This window comes from Actinoplanes xinjiangensis, assembly GCF_003148685.1.
Taxonomy (GTDB): Bacteria; Actinomycetota; Actinomycetes; order Mycobacteriales; family Micromonosporaceae; genus Actinoplanes; species Actinoplanes xinjiangensis.
In genome coordinates, this window is record NZ_QGGR01000001.1 from 772,081 (window position 1) to 792,917 (window position 20,837).

Below are 20,837 nucleotides of genomic sequence, written 5' to 3' on the forward strand. Positions count from 1 at the left end.
TCGCCGTCCTCAGGCGTAGTGGCGGTAGACCGGGCGGGCGACGCAGGCGGGCTTGTCCGAGCCGTCCACCTCGACGGTGAAGTCGAAGGTGCTCTGCACGCCGTTGCCGGCCACGTCCTCGACGCTGACCACCTTCGCGGCGAGCCGGATCTTCGCACCGACCTTGACCGGGCTGGGGAAACGCACCTTCTCCAGGCCGTAGTTGACGCCCATCGCGATCCCGTCCACCTGGAGGAGCTGGGTGAAGAGCGGGATGACCAGGGACAGGGTCAGGTAGCCGTGGGCGATCGGTGCGCCGAACGGGCCGGTCCGGGCGCGCTCGACGTCGACGTGGATCCACTGGTGGTCGCCGGTGGCGTCGGCGAACGTGTTGACGCGCTCCTGGGTGATCTCCAGCCATTCGCTGTGGCCGAGGTCCCGGCCGGCGAGGCTCTTGAGTCCGTCGAGGCCGTTGACGGTGGTGGTCATGACTGCTCCCGGAAAAGTAGGCGTGCGGCGTTCTCTTTGAGGATCTTCGGGCGGACCGTGTCCTTGACGTCGAGCTTCTCGAAATCGGCGAGCCAGCGGTCCGGGGTGATCACCGGATAGTCCGAGCCGAACAGCACCTTGTCCTGGAGCAGGCTGTTCGCGTACCGGACCAGTTGCGGTGGGAAGTATTTCGGCGACCATCCGGACAGGTCGATGTGGACGTGCTCCTTGTGGGTGGCGACGGCCAGGGCCTCGTCCTGCCACGGGAACGAGGGGTGGGCCAGGATGATCCGCAGGTCCGGGAAGTCCACGGCCACGTCGTCGACGAGCATCGGGTTGGAATACCGCAGGCGGATCCCGCCGCCGCCCCGCACCCGGGCGCCGATGCCGGTCTGCCCGGTGTGGAACAGGGCGACCGCGCCGAGCTCCTCGATCGCCTCGTAGAGCGGGTAGGCGAGCCGGTCGTCGGGGGCGAACCCCTGGATGCTGGGGTGGAACTTGAAGCCGCGGACGCCGTACCGCTCGACCAGGCGGCGGGCCTCGCGGACACCGGCCCGGCCCTTGTGCGGGTCGATGCTCGCGAACGGGATCAGCGTGTCCGGGTGCTTCGCGCAGTCCTCGGCGATCTCCTCGTTCGGGATCCGCGGGTGGCCGGTGGCGTGCTCGGCGTCGACGGTGAAGACGACGGCGGCCATCGTCCGCTCCCGGTAGTAGGCGGCCGTCTCGTCGATGGTCGGCTGGCGGTGGCCGTGCGCCTTGAAGTAGTCGGCGGAGGCGCCGAGCAGCTCGGGGCTCAGCGAGCTGTGGCCGTCCCGGCTGACCTCGGCGTGCGTGTGCACGTCGATGGCGACCAGCTCGTCGGCGTTCATTTCTTCGGCGCCGGGATGCCGTAGGTCTCCGGCTCGAAGTCCCATCCGTTCGCGATCTGCTCGGCGGACCAGCCGCCCTCCTGGAAACGGACGGCCTTCTCCGCCGGGTGCGACCACAGCGACAGCCGGTCGCCGCCGACGCCGATCGCCTGGCCGGTGATGCCCTTGGCGGCGTCCGAGGCGAGGAAGGTGATCAGACCGGTGACGTCCTCCACGGTGCCGAGGCCCTCGTCGTGGCGCAGCCAGGCCGGGTACGGCGTACCGGTGCGCTCGGCCTCCTCGATGACCGGGGCGAACGCCGGAATCGTCCGGGTCATCTCGGTGGCGGCGATCGGGATCACGGCGTTGACGGTGATCTCGTTGCGGGCCAGTTCGAGCGCCCAGGTACGGGCCATCGCGGCGATGCCGGCCTTGGCGGCGGCGTAGTTGGTCTGCCCGAAGTTGCCGCGCTGCCCGGCCGGGGAGCCGATCAGGATGATCCGGCCGCCGGTGCCCTGCTCGCGCATCCGGATCGCGGCGGCCCGGGCACAGGTGAACGTGCCGCGCAGGTGCACCCGGACGACCGCGTCGAAGTCGTCGTCGGTCATCTTCCACAGCACCCGGTCGCGGAGGATGCCGGCGTTGGTGATCAGCACGTCGAGCCGGCCGAACGCCTGGACCGCGGCGTTCACCAGCTTCTCGGCACTCTCGGTGTCGCCGACCGCCGCCGCGACCCCGATCGTGTCGCCGCCGATCCCGGCGACCGCCGCGTCGACCACGGCCTGGTCCACGTCGTTGACGACGACGGACGCGCCGGCCGCGGCGAGCGCCCTGGCGTAGGCCAGACCGAGCCCGCGGCCGCTGCCGGTCACGATGGCGACCCTGCCGCTCAGATCCATACTCTTCAACCTCTCACGGACGACGGACGTGGTCGACCCACGCTTTCGGCGACGACCACGATCAACAGGAATCCTGTCGATCTGATCCTGGATGACGATCAGGTTTCCTGTCAATGGGGTAATGTGCCGCCCATGCCATCACTGCTCTACCTCGTCAAACAGCTGGAACTCGCGGTGCGCGCCCGCCTCGACGAGGTGGTCCGCGGCCATGGCATCACCGCGTTGCAGTACACGGCGCTCACCGTCCTGGAACGCCACGACGGCCTGTCCGCGGCCCAGCTCGCCCGCGACTCGTTCGTCACCGCCCAGTCCACCGCCGACCTGGTCCGGGCCCTGGAGACGCGTGGCCTGATCCGCCGCGAACGCAACCCGGCGAACCGCCGCGAGCTGCTCATCCACCTCACCGTCGAAGGGCGCACCCTGCTCGCGGCGGTCGACGCCCCGGTCCGCGACCTGGAGGCCCGGATGATCTCCAAGCTGACCGCCGACCAGGCGGACGGCTTCCGCCAGTCCCTGATCACCGCCTGGCAGTCGCTGGCCTGACCCCCGCGGGAGGTGATCAGGCCGGGCGGATCGGGGTGATCGCCGGGAAGGCGGCCTCGATGTCGCGGGCCGCGGCCAGCGCGATGTGCTCACCGTGCAGACGGGCGATCACCTGCACGCCGAGCGGCCGCCGCCCGGACGTCCCGGTCGGCACGGCCACCGCGGGCAGCCCCAGGAAATTGGCCGTGACCAGCAGCCGGTGCGCCCGCCACAGCGCGGTGGCCGCCGCCGGGCCGCTCAGGTCGTAGCCGATCTCCGGCATCGGCCGCGTGGTCACCGGCCCGAGCACCACCGGGTACCGCGCGTGGAACGCCCGCCAGGCCGCCGCGTGCACGAACCGTTCGGCCCACGCTGCCTGATAGGCGGCCGACGTGTCGAGCAGGTCCACCTCCGCGACGTTGTCCCGGAAGTACCGGAGCGTGCCCTCCGACAGCGGCCCGGGCAGCAGGCCCGGGGTGAGCAGCATCGGCGCGTTCTCGGTCGACGACAGCTGCCGCCAGAGGGTGGCGCAGCGGTCCACGGCGGGCGGCTCCACCTCCTCGACCTCCCAGCCGGCGGCGGCGAGGGCCCCGGCCGCCGACCGGATCGCGGCGATCACCCCGGCGTCGACGTCACCCCACCCGGCCGGGTCGACGGTGACGGCCACGCGGCGCGGGCCGTCGTACCCCGCCGGATGCGCGACGGTGACCGACAGCGGGTCGACGTCGTCGGCGCCGTGCATCAGCCCGAAGATCAGATCGAGGTCGGCGACCGACCGGGCGAGCGGGCCGTTCACCGCCATGTGCTGCAGGGACAGCGGCAGCGGCTCGACACCGCGCCCGGGTGCGGCGACCCGGCCGGCCGAGGGCCGCAGCGCGGTGATCCCGGCGGCGTGCGCGGGCAGCCGCAACGAGCCGCCGTAGTCGTTGCCGAGCCCCGCGGCGGCCATGCCGGTGGCCACCGCGACCGCGTCACCGCCACTGGAACCGCCCGGCACCCGGGCCGGATCCCACGGGTTGATCGTCCGTCCGAACAGGTCGTTGTCGGTGTCCCAGCGCAGTCCGAAGTCGGGCATGTTGCCCCGCCCGACCGGGATCGCGCCGGCCGCGAGCAGCCGGTCGACGAACGTGGCGTTCGCGGGCGGCACATGGTTCGCGGCGAACGGCAGGCCGGAGGTGGTCGCCGACGAGGTGAGGTCGATGTTCTCCTTCACGGTGATCGGCACCCCGGCCAGCGGGCCCGGGTCCCGTCCGGCGGCGATCCGGGCGTCGAGGGCCGCCGCCGCCTCCCGGGCCTTCTCGGCGAGGACCACGGTGACGGCGTTGACCCGCGGGTTCACCTCCTCGATGCGGGCCAGATGCCGCTCCACGACGGTGGTCGCCGTGAAGCGGCCGTCGCGCACGCCGGCGGCGATCTCGGTGGCGGTGAGTTCGGTGACATCCATCAGATTCGGTCCTTTCGAGGCGCCAGCCGTCGCTCACGCCGGTTGTTGAATACGAGCGGCCCGCCGCGACGACGGCCGTCGCCCAGCCGGGGTCCGGGCGGGCCTCAGCCGGGGAGGACGGTGCAGGTCAACCGGGTCTGGTCCAGGGCCAGGCGCTGCCGGTTGGGGGTCGTCTTGACGGCCGTCCAGCGGTGCTCGCCGGTGCCGGGCGCGGGCACGAATTCGGGTGCGTCGGAACTGGCCAGGGTGAGCCGCAGTGCGTGACCGGTGGGCAGCCGGTAGCCGGTGTGACCGAGATCGATCGTCACCGCGAAGGCGGCGCCGGGTTCCAGAACGGTCTGCTGGCCGCGCGCGATGAGCCGGGCCGTGCCGTCGGGGGCGACGTCGAGCAGCCGGGCGAACAGGTCCATCTCCGGCCCGTCCGAGCCGATCACCGCGTCCAGGCGGACCGGCCCGGCCAGGTCGAGCGGCGCCGGCACCGCGGCGGCGGTGAAGACGAGGACGTCCGGGCGCCCGGCGAGGTCCCGTTCGTCGGGGAACTCGCGCAGGAAGGCGAACGGGTCGGTCACCGGCGAGGGCACCGGGTCGGCGGCGTCGTGGATCCAGGTCGCGATCTCCCCCGCGGGCCCGGACAGCGCGATCTCCCCGGACGGCGCGGCCCGGTCGCCGGGGACCGGGTCGAGGGTTCCGCCCGGCGGTCCGCCCACCGCGGCCCCGGCGCCGGCCGGTCGCCACACCCTCTCGTACGCCGACACGGGCGGCCAGGCCGGCGAGGGGCGCAGTGCCGGGTCCCCGGTGTTGGCCAACTGCCACCGCACCCGGGGGATGTCGGCGTCACGCCCGCGCAGGAACACGTCGAAGAACTCGATCGCCGGGTCCAGATAGCGGCCCGCCATCGCCTGCACCGACGCCGGAACCCCGGGTTCGAAGTGGCTGGTGTTCTCGTGGTCGATGGCTTCCAGCAGCAGGTACTCGTTACGGGCCCAGGCCGGCCGGCGCTGCAGCTCGCGGTGGTCGGACCACTGCCAGGCAGCGCAGTTGTCCCACCAGCCGATGGTCATCAGCACCGGCACGGCGGGCGCGTCGAACGGGCTCCCGGCCGGGAACCGGCGCAGGCTGACCGGGTGCGGGAACCACAGGTCGTACGACGCGGACCGGCTGCCGACCGCGGTGAAGAACTCCTCGACCTGCGCGGCGAGCGGCCGCCGGGTCCAGTCGATCCGCCAGTCGAGGATGTCCCGGTCGTGGAACATCGACAGTGGATAGAACCGGTGCACCGACATCTCGACGTCGTGGGTGCGCTGCCCGGGGGCCGGGACCGGCAGTTCGCCGAGCCGGGTGCCGGTGACCCGGGGCACCATCGCCCTGAGGGCCGGATGCCCTGTCGACGCGGCCGCCCACTGGGTGTAGCCGTAGTAGGAGTCGCCCCACATGCCGACCGTCCCGTCCGACCACGGCTGGTTGATCACCCAGTCCAGGGTGTCGTAGCCGTCGTAGGCCTCGTTGACGAAGAGCAGGGTCTCACCCTCGGAGCGGAACTTGCCGCGTACGTCCTGCACGACCATCCGGTAGCCGCGGGCGGTGAAGTACGCGGCGATCTGCGGCATGAACGTGTACTCGCCGCACTTGTCGTACGGCAGGCGGGTGAGGACGGCCGGCCCGGGGCCGGGCGACGGGGGCAGATAGACGTCGGTGGCGAGGTGCACGCCGTCGCGCATCCGCACCATGTACTGGGTGGCGTCCGGGGACAGCGGGCCCGGCCCGATGCGCTGTACTTCGATCGTCATGTCACAGCACCTCGAAGAAGCGGATGCAGACCTGGCCGCGCTCGCCGCGGGCCAGGCCCACGAAGACGGACTCGGCGAGCCACCGGTGCGCGGGCGCGTCGGTACGGAAGACCGGGCTGGTCCGGTAGTAGTACTCGGTCTCGGGCAGGTCCTCCCCCGCCTCGACCCGGGCGTGGATCTCCGGTGTGGCCCGCCAGAACCCCCGGTTGCGGATGTCGATGACCGCCCCGTCGTCGGCCCGCAGCAGGTAGTGCGCGTCGAGTTCGGTGACCTGCCCGCGGGTGGTCGACCAGTCCCCGCCGCCGGCCAGTACGGTCCCGGTCAGGCGCGGGCCGGCGACGGTGCCGCCGGTGATCGAGGTGAACATCAGCACCTCGTCCGGGCCACGCCCGACGTGCAGGGTCTCGGCGACGTCGACGCGCGCCTCGAAGGCGAGGACCAGCCGGGGATCAGGCAGTTCGAACATCGGCATCTCCCTTTTCTTTTTCACAATGACAATCAATTAGGCTGTACGGCGGGCACACTGAGGTCAGGAGGGAGGCCACGTGGGACGTCCGAGCATGGCCGCGCAGAGAACCGAGCAGATCATGCAGGCCACCGCCCGCTGCCTGCAGAAACACGGCCTGGCCGGGACGACCCTGGAACGGGTCTCGGAGGAGTCGGGGCTGAGCCGCAGCCACGTCCGGCACTACGTCGGCAACCGCGACGACCTGCTGCGCGCGTTCGCGAACTGGCTCTACACCGGCTACGAGGCGGAGTTCACCGGCAAGATCGCCGCGGCGCCCGACCGGGAGAAGCTGCCGATCGCCATGGACTACCTGTTCAGCAGTGGTTTCCTGCCGATCGGTGACGACGACACGGTGATCCGCGAGCTGATCACCGCCGGGATCACCGACGACAGCATCCGGGCCACCCTCCAGGAGCGTTACCTCCAGGCGGTGCAGGCGGTCGAGCAGGCACTGGCCGCCGAGTACCCGGCGGCCTCGCCGGGGGCGCGACGGTCGGTGGCGTACGGGCTGTGGTGTCTCGCGCTGGGCAACTCGACGATGGCCGAGTTGCAGCTGCCGGTCGCGTCCGGCGGTCTGATCCGGACCGCGGCCGAACAGCTGCTGGAGCGGCTCAGTCACGATTGACCGCCCGCCGCGGTACCCAGCCGGGCCGGGGCACCGAGGCCACCAGCCGGCGGGTGTACCCGTGTTCCGGCTCGTGCAGCACCCGCTCCACCGGCCCGGACTCGACGACCCGCCCCCGCGACATCACCACGACGTCCGTGCAGACGTGCCGCACCACCGACAGGTCATGGGTGATGAACAGGTAGGCCACGCCCGTGGCGGCCCGGGCGTCCACCAGCAGGTTCAGGATCTGCGCCTGGATCGACACGTCGAGGGCGGCGACCGCCTCGTCGAGCACCAGCAGCTGCGGCTCGGCGGCCAGGGCACGGGCGATCGCCACCCGCTGCCGCTGCCCGCCGGACAGCTGCCGGGGCAGCGCGTCACCGAGCCGGCGGTCCAGGCCGACCAGGTCGAGCAGCTCGCCGAGCCGGGACCGGTCCCGGCCGTGGTGGGCGAGGACCTCGGCGAGACAGCCGCGGACCGTCTGGCGACGATCGAGACTCTGGTACGGGTCCTGGAACACCATCTGGACCGAGCCGTGCAGGGTGACCGTCCCGGAGGTGGCCTTCTCCAGCCCGGTGACGATCCGCGCGCAGGTGGTCTTGCCGGAGCCGGACTCACCGACCACGGCCAGGGAGCCACCGGCCGGCACGGCGAAGCTGACCCCGTCGACGGCGATCGCGCCCCGGTACTCCTTGCGCAGGTCACGCACGTCGAGCATCACAGCACCTCCAGCAGGTGACAGGCCGCCGAGCCGGTGAAGACGGGCCGCACGTCGCGGCAGCGGGCCTCGGCATGCGGGCACCGGTCGGCGAAGACGCAGCCGGGCGGGGCGGTCAGCGCCGACTGCGGCACGCCGGGCACGGTCCGCAGCCGTTCGCCGGGTGCCACCGCACCGGGACGGGAGCCGAGCAGCGCCCGCGTGTACGGATGCCGGGCATCGGAGTGCAGCCGGGCCGCCGGGAGGATCTCGACGATCTCACCGGCGTACATGACGGCGATCCGGTCGCAGACGGCCGCGGCCAGTTCCAGGTCGTGGGTGATGAACATGAGCGTGGTCCCGCGCAGCCGGCGTTGCTCGGCGAGGATCGCCACCACCTCCTCCTGGGTGGTCGTGTCCAGGGCGGTGGTCGGCTCGTCGGCCAGGATCAGGCGCGGCCCGGTCAGCAGGGCGGCCGCGATCACCACCCGCTGGAGCAGGCCGCCGCTCAGCTCGTACGGCCGCTGCTGAAGCCGTCGCATCGCATCGCCGACGCCGACCTCGGACAGTGCGGCGGCGGCCCGCCTCGTCGCCTCCGATCGGCCGGTGCCCTGGTCGCGCAGCACCTCGGTGAGGAAGTCGCCGACCGTGCGCACCGGGTTGACCACCGCGCGGGGATCCTGGAAGACCATGGCGACGTCGCGGGACCGCATCCGCCGCAGCCCGGCCGCGTCCAGGGCGCCGACGTCGGCGCCGTCGAAGCGGACCGTCCCGCCGACCGTGGCCCCGGCGGGCAACAGGCGCATCACCGACCGGACGGTCATCGACTTGCCCGAGCCGGACTCGCCGACCAGGCCCACCGCCTCACCGGCGGCGACGTCGAGGGTCACCCGCCGCAGGACCGGCCGGCCGGACACGGCGACGGTGAGCCGATCGAACTGGAGCAACGTCATCGCACATCGCCTCCGAAGCGCGTGGCCAGCCGTTCCGCGACGGCGGTGAAGGCGACCACGGTGATCACCACCGCGACCGCGGCCGTGACGGACTGCTGCGGGAATCCCGCGAGGATCGACGGCTGACCGTTGGCGATCATCAGCCCCCAGTCCGCGGCCGGAGGCTGCAGGCCCAGGCCGAGGAACGAGATCGACGCCAGATCGATCATGGCGTAGCCGAAGCCGATCGCGGCCTGGACCATCAGCAGCGGTGCCAGGTTGGGCACCAGGTGCCGCAGACAGATGCGCCAGGCCCCGAAGCCCTGCACGCGCAGCGCCTCGATGTAGGGCAGGTTGCGCTCCCGCAGCGCCGCGGCCCGCATCACCCGGGCGATGACCGGCACGAACGCGACCGACAGCGCCACCACCGGGGTGATGAAACCGCTGCCGAACAGGGCGGCCACGGTGATCGCCAGGACCAGGCCGGGAAAGGCGAACAGCACGTCCAGGGCCCGGGACATCAGGGCGTCGAACCAGCCGCCGAACCAGGCCGCGGTGATCGCGAGCGTCGCGCCGATGGTGCCGGCCGCGACGACCACGATCAGAGGGCCGGCCAGGCTGGTCCGGGAACCGTGGATCAGCCGGGAGAGCAGATCGCGGCCGAGGTCGTCGGTGCCGAGCGGGTGCGCGGCGGAGAACGGCGCGTAGGCGTTGAGCGGGTCGATGGCGTTCGGGTCGTAGGGCGCGATCCAGGGTGCCAGGATCGCCGTGAGCACGACGAGGAGGCAGATCACCGCGGCGAACGGCACCGCCCGGCGGACCACCGGTATCGCGAGGGCCGTCATGGCGCACCCTCTTTCGCCAGCCGCGGGTCGAGGGTCGCGTTCAGGACGTCGACCAGCATGTTCACCACCACGAACACGGTGACCAGCAGCAGCGACAGCGCCTGCACGACGATCAGGTCCTGGCGGGCCGCGCTCTGCACCAGCAGCGAACCCAGCCCGGCCACCCCGAACGCCTGCTCGGCCACCGCGGTCGCGGCGAACAGCCCGGCCACCGTGACTCCGGAGACCGCGACGATCGGCGGGGCGGCGTTGCGCAGCACGTGGCGGCGCAGCACCGTCCAGCGTGGCAGCCCGCGCCCCCGGGCGGCGGCGACGTGGTCGGCGGCGAGTTCGGCGCGGACCTCGCTGCGGGTGATCCGGCTGACATAGGCGACGTAACCTCCGCTGAGCGCCAGCGCCGGCAGCGTGAGGTGGTGGATCCGGTCGGCGAACCCGGTCCCCGACCCGAAGACCGGAAACCACGACAGCGTGGTCGCGAAGAGCCAGATCAGCAGTATCGCGGCGACGAACGCCGGCGCCGCCATCAGCACCGTGGTGAGCACGGTGAGCGCCCGGTCCACCCGTCGCCCGCCGACGGCGGCGAGCACCCCGGTGGCCACCCCCAGGGTCAGGATCAGGACGGCGGCGTACGCGACGAGCAGCAGCGTGGTGCCGATGCGCGCCCCGATCAGGGCCGTGACCGGTTCCCTCAGTACCAGCGAGACACCCGGGTCACCGCTGAGCAGGCCGGACAGCCAGTGCCAGTACTGGACGGGGAAGGGATCATCGAGGTGGTGGCGCTCGCGGATCGCGGCGAGGGCCGCCGGGTCGGGCTGGTTGCCCCCGGCCAGCAGGCTCGCCGGGTCCCCGGGCGCCAGATACAGCGCCCCGAAGATCACCACGCTGGCCACCGCGACGGTCGTCACCACCCCGGCGAGCCGGCGGAGGACGAACCCGGTCATGCCGCCCCGACCAGTGCCGCCCACGACGAACTGATGTAGGAGAAGGACGCCGGCGCCCCGGTGATCCGCTTGTTCAGGAAGAGCCGGTTGTACGACCCGGCGAGCGTGATCTGTAGTTTCGCCGGGCCGAAGACGGCCTGCGCGGCGACGAACCGCTCCGCCGACTTCGCCGGATCGGTCTCCGACACCGCACCGACGAGGTTCGCGGTGACACCGGCGTCCCCGTAGTTCGTCCAGTTGAACGGGGCGCCCTCGAGCACGAACCCGGGGGCGTAGTAGAGCGCGCCCGGTACCTCCAGATAGCCGGTGGTGGCGATGAAGTCGATGCCCTGGCGCAGCGCGGGGTCGTAGAACAGCCCGGCGAACTCGGCCGGCTGGAGCTGCCGGACGGTCATGGTCAGGCCGATCTGCCGGGCGGCGTCCTGGGCGATGGTGGCGGTCTGGAGCAGCGACTGGTCACCGGCCGGCGTCGCGATCACCAGGTCGGTACGGCTCGGGGCGGCCGCGGTGACCAGCTTCTTCGCGGCCTCCAGGTCGGCCTTCGAGGTGTCGGGGAGGGCGGCGTACCCGGCGTCGTAGACCGCCTTGGCCGGGCTGCCCTGCCAGGACAGCGGTGGGGTGAAGGTGCGCAGCGGCTCACCGGCGCCCTTGAGCACGCCGGCCACGTAGGAGGTCTTGTCGATCGCCAGGTCCAGGGCCTGCCGGATCCGCGGGTCGGCGGCCGGGCCGTCGGCGGCGACCGCGCCGAGGCTGAACGTCTCGGTGCTCGGGCCGAAGTACAGCGTGCCGGTGCCGGAGCGCCGGAGGGCGGCGATGCTGCCGACCGGGGCGCCGTAGACGCCGTCCACCTCGCCGGCGAGCAGCGCACTGGTCAGGGTGCTGTGGTCGGTCAGGAAGACGAAGTCGAACCTCGCGGCCTTGGCCCGGCGGGCGGCGTCCCAGTAGCTGTCGTTGCGCTCCAGGGTGATCCGTGCGCCGTTGCGCCAGCCGGCGAGCTTGAACGGGCCGGTGCACATCAGGCCACCGGTGGCCGTACCGAACGCCGGTCCGGCTTTGGAGGTGAAGGCCTTCTGCACGATCGCACCGGGCACCCCGGCCATGTCCGGGACGAACTGCATGTCGGGCTTGCGGAAGCGGACGGTGACCTCGAGGGCGCCGGTGGCCTCGATCGCGGCGACGTTGGCGAAGACGTGTGCGGCGTAGGAGGCGAGTTCCGGGTCGCGGTGGCGGCTGAGGCTGTAGACCACGTCGTCGGCGGTGAGCGCGCTGCCGTCCCAGAACGTGACGCCGTCGCGCAGGGTGATCACCACGGTGACCGGGTCCTTCTGCACGATCCCACTGGCCAGGCCGGGGCTCGTGGAGAAGTCGGTCTCCAGGCGCAGCAGGCTCTCGCAGAGGTTGGTGCCGACGGTGTTGGCCGAGTAGTCGCCGGTGCGGGCCGGGTCGAGGGAGGCCGGTTCGCCGGAGGGCAGCGCCCAGGTCACCGTCGCCACGTCACCGGTCGCGGCCGGGGTCGTCTCGACCAGCGTGATCGTCGTGGCGGCGGCCGGGCCGGCTCCCGGGCTGCCCGAGCAGGCGGTCAGGGCGAGGCCGAGCAGCAGTGCCGTCGCCGTTCCATATCTGAGCTTCACTGTTCCCCCTGGGCGGGCGGTGTGGTGTCCGCCTCAGGTTCCGCGCCGGGCCGTAGATTGTCAATCCTGGAAATCAACTATTAATTGCGCTCGTCGAAGGGGTATCGTGCTGACGAAGAACTCCGGTTCTCCTCGTCCCGGCGCCGCCCCGGCCGATACGTCCGGCATGCGTATGAGCGGGTTCCTCCGCCACCTGTGGTGGATCTACCTGGTGCTCGCCTCGACGGCGGCAGCGGCCTACGTGCTGACCCCGTTCAACGCCGCCACCCGCTGGGTGTATGTGCTGATCAACTGCACCGCGCCGATCGCCACCTGGATCGGTCTCACCCGCAACGCACCGCAACGCCGGCGCGGCTGGCAGATCATCGTGCTCGGACTCGCGCTCTCCGGAATCGGCGACATCATCTTCGCCTCGTACACCGCGCACGGCGTCAGCCCGCCGTTCCCCTCCGTGGCCGACGCCCTCTACCTGGCGGCCCACCTGGCCATCGCGGCCGGTGCGGCACTGCTGGCCGCCCGCTCCGGGCGCACCGCGTTCCTCGACTCCGCGGTGCTGCTCGCCCCGTTCGCCAGCATCGCCTGGCTGCTCGTGGTGAACCCGCTGGTCACCGAAGGCGGCACCGGCCTCGCCCGGTTCGTCGCGGTCGCCGCACCGGCCAGCACCCTGGTCGTGCTCTACTGCGCGCTCGCCCTGGCGCTCGGTGTCGAACTGCGCGCCCCCGGAGTCCGCTGGCTGCTCGGCGGCCTGATCGCCTGGTTCGTGTCCGACGCCCTCTACACCCACCAGGTGCTGACCGGCACGTACGTCGAGGGCAGGCTGATCGACCTGGGCTGGATGGCCATGCCGATCCTGATCGCCACGGCCGGCCTGCACCCGTCGATGGTCTACGCCAAACCCCACCGCGCCGGCGTCAGCACCCTCACCGTGACCCGGGCGCTCACCCTCTTCGGCGCCGCCCTCCTGCTGCCCACCGTACGCCTGTTCTGGGAGCCGGCCGCCGACCTTGCCCTGGTGATCGGCGCCTGGGTGTCGGTCGCCCTGGTGGCGCTGCGCCTGCTCGCGCCGATCCACGACCTGGCCCGCCGGGTCGGCCACGACGCGCTCACCGGCCTGGCCAACCGCGCCCTGCTGATGGACCGGCTCGCCCTCGCCCTGGCCTCGCTGCCGTCCGAGGGGTCCACCCGGGTCGGCCTGCTCTTCTGCGACCTCGACCACTTCAAGAACGTCAACGACAGCCTCGGCCACGACGCCGGCGACCAGCTGCTGGTCGCCATCGCACGAAGGCTGCACGGCGCGGTCCGCCCCGGCGACGTGGCGTGCCGGCTCGGAGGCGACGAGTTCGTCATCCTGATGCCGGCCGTCAGCGAGGACGACGCCGTCGCCGTCGCCGACCGGGTCGCCGCCGAGCTGGGCCGGCCGCTGCGCCTCACCGACGGCAGCGAGTTCTTCGCCTCCCTCTCCATCGGGTTGCGCACCACCGACCAGCTCAACGCCGACCCGGAGACCCTGCTCCAGGACGCCGACACCGCGATGTACCAGGCCAAGGCGGCCGGGCGTGGCCGGATGGTCCGCTTCGACGTGCAGAGCCGCACCGAGGCGTCCCGGCGGCTGCGGCGCGACGCCGACTTCCGCCGGGCGCTGGCCCAGCCGGGCGAGCTGTTCTGCGTCTACCAGCCGGTGTTCCGGGTCGACGACGGCAGCCTCAGCTCGGTCGAGGCACTGGCCCGCTGGCAGCACCCCACCGAGGGCGTCCTGCTGCCGGCCGCGTTCGTCGGGGTCGCCGAGGCCACCGGCACGGTCGGCCAGCTGTTCGCGGTCGTTCTCGACGAGTCCCTGCACGAGCAGCGGACCTGGTACAACCGGACCGGCCGCTGGGTGCCGGTCGCGGTCAACCTGTCCCCGCGCCAGATCGAAGCCGGCACCGCCGAGGTGGTGCTGGCCGCCCTCGACCGGGCCGGTGCCCCGGCGTCCGCGCTCACCCTCGAACTCACCGAGATGGGCCTGGCCATGCCGGAGACGGTGGAGGCCGCGCTCGGCCCGCTGCGCCGTGCGGGGGTGCAGATCGCCGTCGACGACTTCGGCACCGGGTACTCGTCGATGGCCCGCGTCGCCGACCACGGCTGGGACATCGTCAAGATCGACGAGACCGTGGTGAACGGCATCGCCGGCGATCCGGCCCGCCGGGCACTCGCCGACGCCATGATCGGGATGGCACACGCGCTCGGCATGGCCTCGCTGGCCGAGGGCGTCGACGACCGTGACGACCTGGCCGTCCTCGCCGAGCTGGGCTGTGAATACGCCCAGGGCTTCCTGCTGGCCCATCCGGTCGACGCCACCGGGATCCTGGAGATCCTGACCGCGCCGACCGCGATCAGTGCCTGAACCCCCCGACGATCGCGGTCAGCTCCGACGCCAGCCGGGTCAGCTCGTCCGCGGCCTGCTGCGTCGTGCGGGCCCCGTCGGCGGTGGCGGCCGCCACGTCGGCGACCCCGCTGACGGTGACCGCCACCTCGCCGCTGTTGCCGGCCGCCTCCGCCACCGACCGGCTCATCTCGGCCGTCGTCGCGGTCTGCTCCTCCACCGCCGACGCGATCGTCGTGGTGTAGTCCCCGATCAGCCCGATCACCTCGGTGATCTCCCCGATCGCCGTGGCCGCCGCGCTGCTCGACGACTGGATCGCCGCGATCCGGGCGGTGATCTCCTCGGTCGCCTTCGCGGTCTGCTGCGCCAGCTCCTTGACCTCGCCGGCCACCACCGCGAAGCCCTTGCCCAGCTCACCGGCCCGGGCCGCCTCGATCGTCGCGTTCAGGGCCAGCAGGTTCGTCTGCTCGGCGATGCTGGTGATCAGCTTGACCACCGCGCCGATCTCGGCGCTCGCCTCACCCAGCTCGGCGACCTGCGCGTTGGTCCGCTCGGCCACCGTCATCGCCTTCGTGGCCACCTGCGCGGCCTGCCCGGCGTTCGAGGCGATCTCGGTGATCGAGGCGCTCATCTCGTCCGCCCCCGCGGCGATCGACTGCACGCCGGCGTTGACCTCCTCCGAGGCCCGGGACGCACTCGTCGCCTTGATCGAGGCGTCGCCCGCCCCGGCCTGCAACTGCGCGGCCACCGCGGCGAGTTCCTCGGCCGCCGCCGACAGGCTCACCGCGGTCCGCGACATGTCGCCGCCGATCACCGACCGCAGCCGGGCCGTCGTCGCGTTCAGGGCCGACCCGAGCTGGCCGACCTCGTCCCCCGACCGCACGTCCACGGTCGCCGTCAGGTCGCCCTGCTCCACCCGGCGCAGCACGGCCACCACCCGGGCCAGCCCACCGCTCATCGAGCGGGCCACGTAGACGCCCACCGCCACCGCCAGCACCATGCCGACGACCAGGATGACGATCAACTCGGTACGCGCCGACAGGTACGCGTCCTCGGCGGCGGCCGCGGCGGCCGTACCCTCCCGCTGCTGGATCTCCTCCAGGGCGCCGAGCGCGTCACTGACCCTGTCGAAGGCCGGGTCGAAGGACTCCTCCTCGACCTTCGTCGCCTGTGCCCTGCGGTCCTGACGGCTCAGCGGCAGCACCTGCTCGTCGGCGACGGCGTACATCTCCTCGATCGCGTCCTCGAACTGCCCCCGCAGCGCCGCCTCGCCGTCGGCCTCCGGCGTCGCGGTGTACTCCTTCCACGCCGTGTCCAGCTCGGCACGGAACCGGGTGATCTCCTCCTCGCGGGCGGCCATCTCGGTCGGGCTGATCGCGACCACGTGCCGCAGGATGGTCGCACGGACCTCGTTGGCCAGGCCGTCGACCTCGGCCAGCTGCGCCGTCGGGATCAGGTTGCGCTCGAAGATGCCGCCACCGGTCTCGTCGACCTCGCCCAGCTTGACGACGCCGACCACGCCCGCCACCGTCGCGGCGAACGCGGCCACCATCACCACGGCCAGTACCTTGAACAGGACCGGTAGGTCGGCCCAGCCACCCTTGCGCGCCATGCGGTCACCCCCGATGTCTAGCTAATACCGTTTCGCCCTCCTAGTCCGGGAATTCACGCACCCGCCTGGTCCAGACGCGCCAGCTGACCGGCGTCGAGCTTGATGTCGAGCGCCGGCAGCAGGTTCTCGAACTGCTCCGGGGTACGCGGACCGATCAGCGGCAGCACCGGCGGCTCCGACCGGTGCAGCAACCACGAGAGGACCAGCTGGTTCGGGGTCACACCGAGCTCGGCGGCGAGACCCGTGACCGCCTCCAGACGCGCGTCGGCGTCCGGTCCGGCGTACGACTCCATCATCCAGTGCTCGGCCCGCCGCGCCGGGTCGTCGTAGATGCCCTTCACGATCGGCGAATAGGCGACCAGCGTCAGATCACGGTGCTCGGTCAGGTAGTCCAGCTGCTCGTCGTCGACGATCGACGCGTTGCTCAGGCCCGCCCGCCGCCGCAGATACGAATGCTGCTGCTGCACCGCGACCGGCGCCGGCCAGCCGTGCCGGTCACACAGCTGCCGGATCCGCTCCAGCCGCCAGGTCCGCACGTTCGACCAGCCCAGATGGCGGACCTTGCCGGCCGACACCAGCCCGGCCAGTGCCTCCAGGGTCTCCTCCAACGGTGTCGCGCGGTCGTCGACGTGCACGTAGTAGAGGTCGACGTGGTCGGTCCCGAGCCGCCGCAGGCTGCCGTCCAGCGCATGCCGCAGAGTGTCCGCGCCCGCGCCGGCGAACGTCCGCCGCGCCAGGTCCCAGTCGGCCGTACCGTCCGCCGCCCACAGATCCGGCGAATACTCCGGAAGTGCGGTTCCCTTCGTGGCCAGGAAGATCTCGTCCCGGTTGCCGCGGTCCCGCATCCAGCGGCCCAGCAGTTCCTCGCTCTCCCCGCCCCGGCTGCCCGGCCGCGACCACCACTCGTAGCAGTCCGCGGTGTCGACGAACGACCCGCCCAGCTCGTGATAGCGGTCCAGGATGCGTACCGCCTCCGGCTCCGCGGTGGCGCTGCCCATCTGCATCGCCCCGAGTGCGAGGCTGCTGACCTGCTCGCCGGTCCGTCCCAGTTCGATCGTTCCGATACGCGTTGTACTCATGGTCATCGACGCTATGACCTGGAGCGCGCTCCAGGTCAACCCGCCGCCCCGGCGATCGCCACGACGGCCCGTGATCGAATCAGTGGTGATGGTGAACCGGAGTTCCGTACCGATGATCATGGTGGCCGGCGGGGAGATCGCCCTGTCGGACCGCCGCAGCCGACGCCGGTGGACCGCCCCGGTCGCGCCGTTCGCGCTGGCCGCCGTGCCGGTCACCCGCGCTCTCTACGCCGAGGTGACCGGGGAGCGGCCGGGTGCCGCCCGCGGCGACCGGCTGCCGGTCGAGACGGTGTCCTGGTGGGACGCCCTGCGTTTCTGCAACGCCCTGTCCGTCCGCGACGGCCTGACCCCGGCCTACCGCCTGACCGCGCCGGTGCCCGACGAGCCCCCGGCACCGGGTGACCCGCGAGGTGGGCCGCCAGGCGGGCCGCCAGGCGGGCCGCCAGGTGGGCCGCCAGGTGGGCCGCCAGGTGGGCCGCCGGGTGGGCCGCCAGGTGGGCCGCCGGGTGGGCCGCCAGGTGGGCCGCCAGGTGGGCCGCCAGGCGGGCCGCCAGGCGGGCCGCCAGGTGGGCCGCCAGGTGGGCCGCCAGGTGGGCCGCCAGGTGGGCCGCCAGGTGGGCCGCCAGGTGGGCCGCCAGGTGGGCCGCCAGGTGGGCCGATCGAGCGCAACGGTCCCCTGTCGCCGGTGGACGGGCTGCTGCCCGGCGGGGACGTCCGGGCCGGCGACGGTGAGCCCGGGGTGGTGTGGGATCGCGGCGCCGACGGCTACCGTCTGCCGACCGAGGCCGAGTGGGAACACGCCTGCCGGGCCGGCACCGACGGGCCCCGCTACGGCCCGCTGGACGACGTCGCCTGGCACCGCGGCAACTCCGGCGAACGATCGCACGACGTCGGCACCCGGCAGGCCAACCCGTGGGGGCTGCACGACATGCTCGGCAACGTGTGGGAGTGGTGCTGGGACGTCTACGACGCAGAGGTCTACGGCGCCTACCGGGTGCTGCGCGGCGGCGGCTGGTTCGACGAGCACTGGAGTTGCCGGGCCTCGGTGCGCCGCCGCAGCCACCCCACCCTGCGCCTGGACGACATCGGTTTCCGGGTCGCCCGCAATGCCACGGCCGTGACGGCCTGAAGCACCATGCCCGTCCGGCCCGCACAGATCTTGTGGAGTTCCGCGATGACGGGGCACTCCACAAGATCGAGATGTGGGCCGCAGACCTCGACTCCGAAAGCTCTCGGAGTCTTTGCCGGCTTAGTCACTCTTGGCTGCCTCTGGCCGCAAATGCCCGCTTCAGGTGCACGCGAGTGGCCGCCGATCTTGCACGGCTGGTCCCCACCGCTGTCTCACGGCCCTCGAAACAGCGGTGGGGACCAGCCAGGAAGATCCGGCTGGCTGCCACCGCTGTCTCAGCGCGCTTGAGACAGCGGTGAGAACCAGCCGGGAAGATCCGGCTGGCTGGCACTGCTGTCTCAGCGCGCTTGAGACAGCGGTGGGGACCAGCCGGGAAGATCCACCGTGGCGCGGACTGTGTCCTCTGGCCATCCGTCCTGTCTTTCCAGTGTGGCCGGGGTGTCTTCAGGGCGGCGGGTGTGGTCTTCAGGGCGGCCGGGGTGGTCGGCAGGGCGGCGATGCATGTGGTCGCGGCGTCAATGCCGCTTGCTGTCGGCGGTTGGTGCTTGCCAGCGGCGGGGTGCGGTGTGTGCGGTGGTCGACGCCGTCCGCGGTGGTCGGTTGGTCGGTGTTCAGTTCGGCGGCCGGTTGCCGGAAGCGCGACGGGCAAAGGTGACCAGCGCACACGATGGCGGTTTGTGTGCGCTCGTCCCCGTCATGACATGGACCAGCGCCCACGATCCGAGGATCGTGCGCTTCTACCGTCGCGATAGCGCTGACCAGCGCACACGTTCGCCGATTGTGTGCGCTGATCAGCGTGAAGGGCTTCGACCACCAGCACCGACGCGGCGGCCGCCTGGCCAGCAGTGGCTGCGGGTGGTGGGTGGCGTTGGCGGGCTGGTGCGACGCGGCGGGGGCTTGGCCAGCAGGCGACCGTGGGGCTTGCGCGGCCCCGAAAGCCGGTATCGACGCGGCGGGCGCCTGGCCAGCAACGACTACGGAGGGTGGGTGGCGCGGGCGGGCTGGCGCGACGCGGCGGCCGCCTGGCCAGCAACGACTACGGAGGGTGGGTGGCGCGGGCGGGCTGGCGCGACGCGGCGGCCGCCTGGCCAGCAGCAACTAAGGAGGGTGGGTGGCGTTGGCGGGCTGGTGCGACGCGGCGGGGGCCTGGCCAGCAGCGACTGCGGGGCTTGCGCGGCCCTGGCAACCCGTATCGACGCGGCGGGGCGCCTGGCTGCGTCCGGAGAGCTTCCGGTGTCGAGGTCTGCGGCCCGCACCACGATCTTGTCGAGTTCCGCGATGACGGTGTGACGGCTTCGACACGATCGCGGAAGGACGGGTTCAGGCCTCGACACCGGAAGCTGCCTAGCCGCGGTGAGAGGAGGCGGCCCGGGCCAGGGGCAGCGGCAGGGACGCGGCGGTCATCGCGACCACCGCGACGGCGCCGGCGACCGGGGCGAACGTGAAGGCGTACCGGATGCTCTCCGCGACGAGCGGCCCGGTGACGGCCGCACCCGCCGCGCTGCCCACCGTGAACGCGGTGATGATCCACGCGAAGGCCTCGACGGCGGTGCCGGGCGGCGTCAGCCGGTCGGCGGCCAGGAACACGGCGGTGAGCAGCGGCGGCAGCGACAGCCCGCTGACCGCGAGCAGCAGCGCCATCGGCACCGGGCCCGGCACCAGCAGCAACGGCAGGTAGCCGACGGCGAACGCGGCCGCGGCGAGCGGCAGACGGCCGGGTCCACCCGGTGCGAGGCGGGTGTAGAGCAGACCACCGGTGAGGGCCCCGGCGGCCTGGGCGGCGAGCAGCCAACCGCTGAGCGACCTGCTGCCGGCGGCCTCGGCATACCCGGTGACCACGACCGGCAGGCTGCCGACGGCGGCACCCGCGCAGATCACCCCGGCGACGATGACGACGAACCGGGGCACCCGCAACGGTCCGGCCCAGTGCCGCTCGCCGGCTTCGCCGCGCCAGGTCCGCACGACCGGGGTGAGCGCGAACCCGACGACGCCGGCGAGCTGGAGCACGGCCATGACGAGCAACCCGGCGGCCGGGCCCGCGAGCCCGACGGCGGCGAGGGTGACGAGCGGCCCGGTCACGTAGATGACCTCCTGGACGGCGAGGTCCAGCGAGTACGCGGCGACCACATGTTCACCCGGGACGAGGGCCGGCCAGAGGGCGCGCAGGCAGGCCTCCAGCGGTGGCGTACCGAATCCGGCGACCACCGCGCCGGCGACCATCACCGGAATGCGGTGCCCGCTGGCGGCGACGACCGCGAACCCGGCGCCGGACAGCAGCGCCGACGCCCACAGCACCGGCGGTTGCCGCCACCGGTCGACGATCCGGGCGAGCAGTGGCGCACTGATCGCCATGCCGGCGGTGTACGCGGCGACGACCAGCCCGGCGAGGGTGAGGCCGTGGACCTCGCGGGCGTACAGGAGCAGGGCGAGTGGGGCGGCGGCCATCGGCAGACGGCCGGTCTGGCTGAAGACGAGCAGGCCGCGCACGTGTTTCGCGCGCAGCACGGTGGCGAGGGAGGGCATGAC

General features: G+C 72.5%; 18 protein-coding genes. 4 read left to right on the forward strand and 14 right to left on the reverse strand.

Annotated elements, in window-relative coordinates; translation table 11 throughout:
• Nucleotides 1–9: 9 nt before the first annotated feature.
• The 3 genes from BC793_RS03390 to BC793_RS03400 are packed head-to-tail and all read right to left on the reverse strand — an operon-like array spanning nt 10 to nt 2,215.
• Nucleotides 10–468: a MaoC family dehydratase gene (locus tag BC793_RS03390; RefSeq protein ID WP_109589017.1), complete on the reverse strand. Its 459-nt coding sequence runs from the start codon at nt 466–468 to the stop codon at nt 10–12.
• The gene (locus BC793_RS03395; protein ID WP_373871192.1) at nt 465–1,382 is read right to left on the reverse strand and encodes an amidohydrolase family protein; all 918 of its coding nucleotides are present in this window, start codon (nt 1,380–1,382) and stop codon (nt 465–467) included. Before BC793_RS03395 ends, BC793_RS03390 begins: the two co-directional genes overlap by 4 nt.
• Nucleotides 1,334–2,215 carry an SDR family oxidoreductase gene (locus tag BC793_RS03400; protein WP_109589019.1) on the reverse strand — a complete coding sequence of 294 codons (882 nt, stop codon included), beginning with the start codon at nt 2,213–2,215 and terminating at the stop codon, nt 1,334–1,336. The genes BC793_RS03395 and BC793_RS03400 overlap by 49 nt, the downstream gene beginning before the upstream one ends.
• Before the next feature lie 132 nt (nt 2,216–2,347).
• Between BC793_RS03400 and BC793_RS03405 the strand changes: the two genes are divergently transcribed.
• Nucleotides 2,348–2,758, forward strand: a complete 411-nt coding sequence (locus BC793_RS03405) for a MarR family winged helix-turn-helix transcriptional regulator (protein WP_109589020.1) — start codon at nt 2,348–2,350, stop codon at nt 2,756–2,758.
• A gap of 16 nt (nt 2,759–2,774) precedes the next feature.
• Here the strand turns inward: BC793_RS03405 and BC793_RS03410 are convergent, their stop codons facing one another.
• The 3 genes from BC793_RS03410 to BC793_RS03420 form a co-directional block, all read right to left on the reverse strand.
• A complete protein-coding gene (locus BC793_RS03410; protein ID WP_109589021.1) occupies nt 2,775–4,181 on the reverse strand; it encodes an amidase in 1,407 nt (468 codons plus the stop codon).
• A gap of 104 nt (nt 4,182–4,285) precedes the next feature.
• The gene (locus BC793_RS03415; protein ID WP_109589022.1) at nt 4,286–5,968 is read right to left on the reverse strand and encodes a CocE/NonD family hydrolase; all 1,683 of its coding nucleotides are present in this window, start codon (nt 5,966–5,968) and stop codon (nt 4,286–4,288) included.
• 1 nt (nt 5,969) lies between these two features.
• Entirely contained in the window at nt 5,970–6,434 is a 465-nt protein-coding gene (locus BC793_RS03420) for a DUF3237 domain-containing protein (protein ID WP_109589125.1), read from the reverse strand.
• Nucleotides 6,435–6,513: 79 nt separating this feature from the next.
• Between BC793_RS03420 and BC793_RS03425 the strand changes: the two genes are divergently transcribed.
• Entirely contained in the window at nt 6,514–7,101 is a 588-nt protein-coding gene (locus tag BC793_RS03425) for a TetR/AcrR family transcriptional regulator (protein WP_146246179.1), read from the forward strand.
• Here BC793_RS03425 and BC793_RS03430 read toward each other — a convergent pair.
• Genes BC793_RS03430 through BC793_RS03450 form a run of 5 tightly spaced genes read right to left on the reverse strand, consistent with a single transcriptional unit; the run spans nt 7,088 to nt 12,129 of the window.
• Complete coding sequence (locus tag BC793_RS03430) at nt 7,088–7,801, reverse strand: ABC transporter ATP-binding protein (protein ID WP_109589024.1); 714 nt, start codon at nt 7,799–7,801, stop codon at nt 7,088–7,090. The two genes, BC793_RS03425 and BC793_RS03430, sit on opposite strands and share 14 nt — an antisense overlap.
• Nucleotides 7,801–8,733 carry an ABC transporter ATP-binding protein gene (locus BC793_RS03435; protein WP_109589025.1) on the reverse strand — a complete coding sequence of 311 codons (933 nt, stop codon included), beginning with the start codon at nt 8,731–8,733 and terminating at the stop codon, nt 7,801–7,803. The genes BC793_RS03430 and BC793_RS03435 overlap by 1 nt, the downstream gene beginning before the upstream one ends.
• Complete coding sequence (locus tag BC793_RS03440; protein WP_109589026.1) at nt 8,730–9,557, reverse strand: ABC transporter permease; 828 nt, start codon at nt 9,555–9,557, stop codon at nt 8,730–8,732. The genes BC793_RS03435 and BC793_RS03440 overlap by 4 nt, the downstream gene beginning before the upstream one ends.
• Nucleotides 9,554–10,498 (reverse strand): ABC transporter permease, encoded by a 945-nt coding sequence (locus tag BC793_RS03445; RefSeq protein WP_109589027.1) that lies wholly within the window; start codon nt 10,496–10,498, stop codon nt 9,554–9,556. Before BC793_RS03445 ends, BC793_RS03440 begins: the two co-directional genes overlap by 4 nt.
• A complete protein-coding gene (locus BC793_RS03450) occupies nt 10,495–12,129 on the reverse strand; it encodes an ABC transporter substrate-binding protein (RefSeq protein WP_109589028.1) in 1,635 nt (544 codons plus the stop codon). Before BC793_RS03450 ends, BC793_RS03445 begins: the two co-directional genes overlap by 4 nt.
• Nucleotides 12,130–12,235: 106 nt before the next feature.
• On the opposite strand from BC793_RS03450, the gene BC793_RS03455 reads away from it, so the two are divergent.
• A complete protein-coding gene (locus tag BC793_RS03455; protein ID WP_239169749.1) occupies nt 12,236–14,512 on the forward strand; it encodes a putative bifunctional diguanylate cyclase/phosphodiesterase in 2,277 nt (758 codons plus the stop codon).
• On the opposite strand, the gene BC793_RS03460 is transcribed toward BC793_RS03455, so the two are convergent.
• Together BC793_RS03460 and BC793_RS03465 are read right to left on the reverse strand one after the other, a co-directional pair.
• A complete protein-coding gene (locus tag BC793_RS03460; RefSeq protein ID WP_109589030.1) occupies nt 14,502–16,103 on the reverse strand; it encodes a methyl-accepting chemotaxis protein in 1,602 nt (533 codons plus the stop codon). The genes BC793_RS03455 and BC793_RS03460 overlap by 11 nt on opposite strands.
• A gap of 53 nt (nt 16,104–16,156) precedes the next feature.
• Nucleotides 16,157–17,182, reverse strand: coding sequence for an aldo/keto reductase (locus BC793_RS03465; RefSeq protein ID WP_170167188.1), 1,026 nt, complete (start codon nt 17,180–17,182; stop codon nt 16,157–16,159).
• A gap of 118 nt (nt 17,183–17,300) precedes the next feature.
• Between BC793_RS03465 and BC793_RS03470 the strand changes: the two genes are divergently transcribed.
• Nucleotides 17,301–18,311 (forward strand): formylglycine-generating enzyme family protein, encoded by a 1,011-nt coding sequence (locus tag BC793_RS03470; protein ID WP_249037373.1) that lies wholly within the window; start codon nt 17,301–17,303, stop codon nt 18,309–18,311.
• A 1,344-nt stretch (nt 18,312–19,655) separates the two neighbouring features.
• On the opposite strand, the gene BC793_RS03475 is transcribed toward BC793_RS03470, so the two are convergent.
• Nucleotides 19,656–20,834, reverse strand: coding sequence for an MFS transporter (locus tag BC793_RS03475; protein WP_109589032.1), 1,179 nt, complete (start codon nt 20,832–20,834; stop codon nt 19,656–19,658).
• Nucleotides 20,835–20,837: the final 3 nt, after the last annotated feature.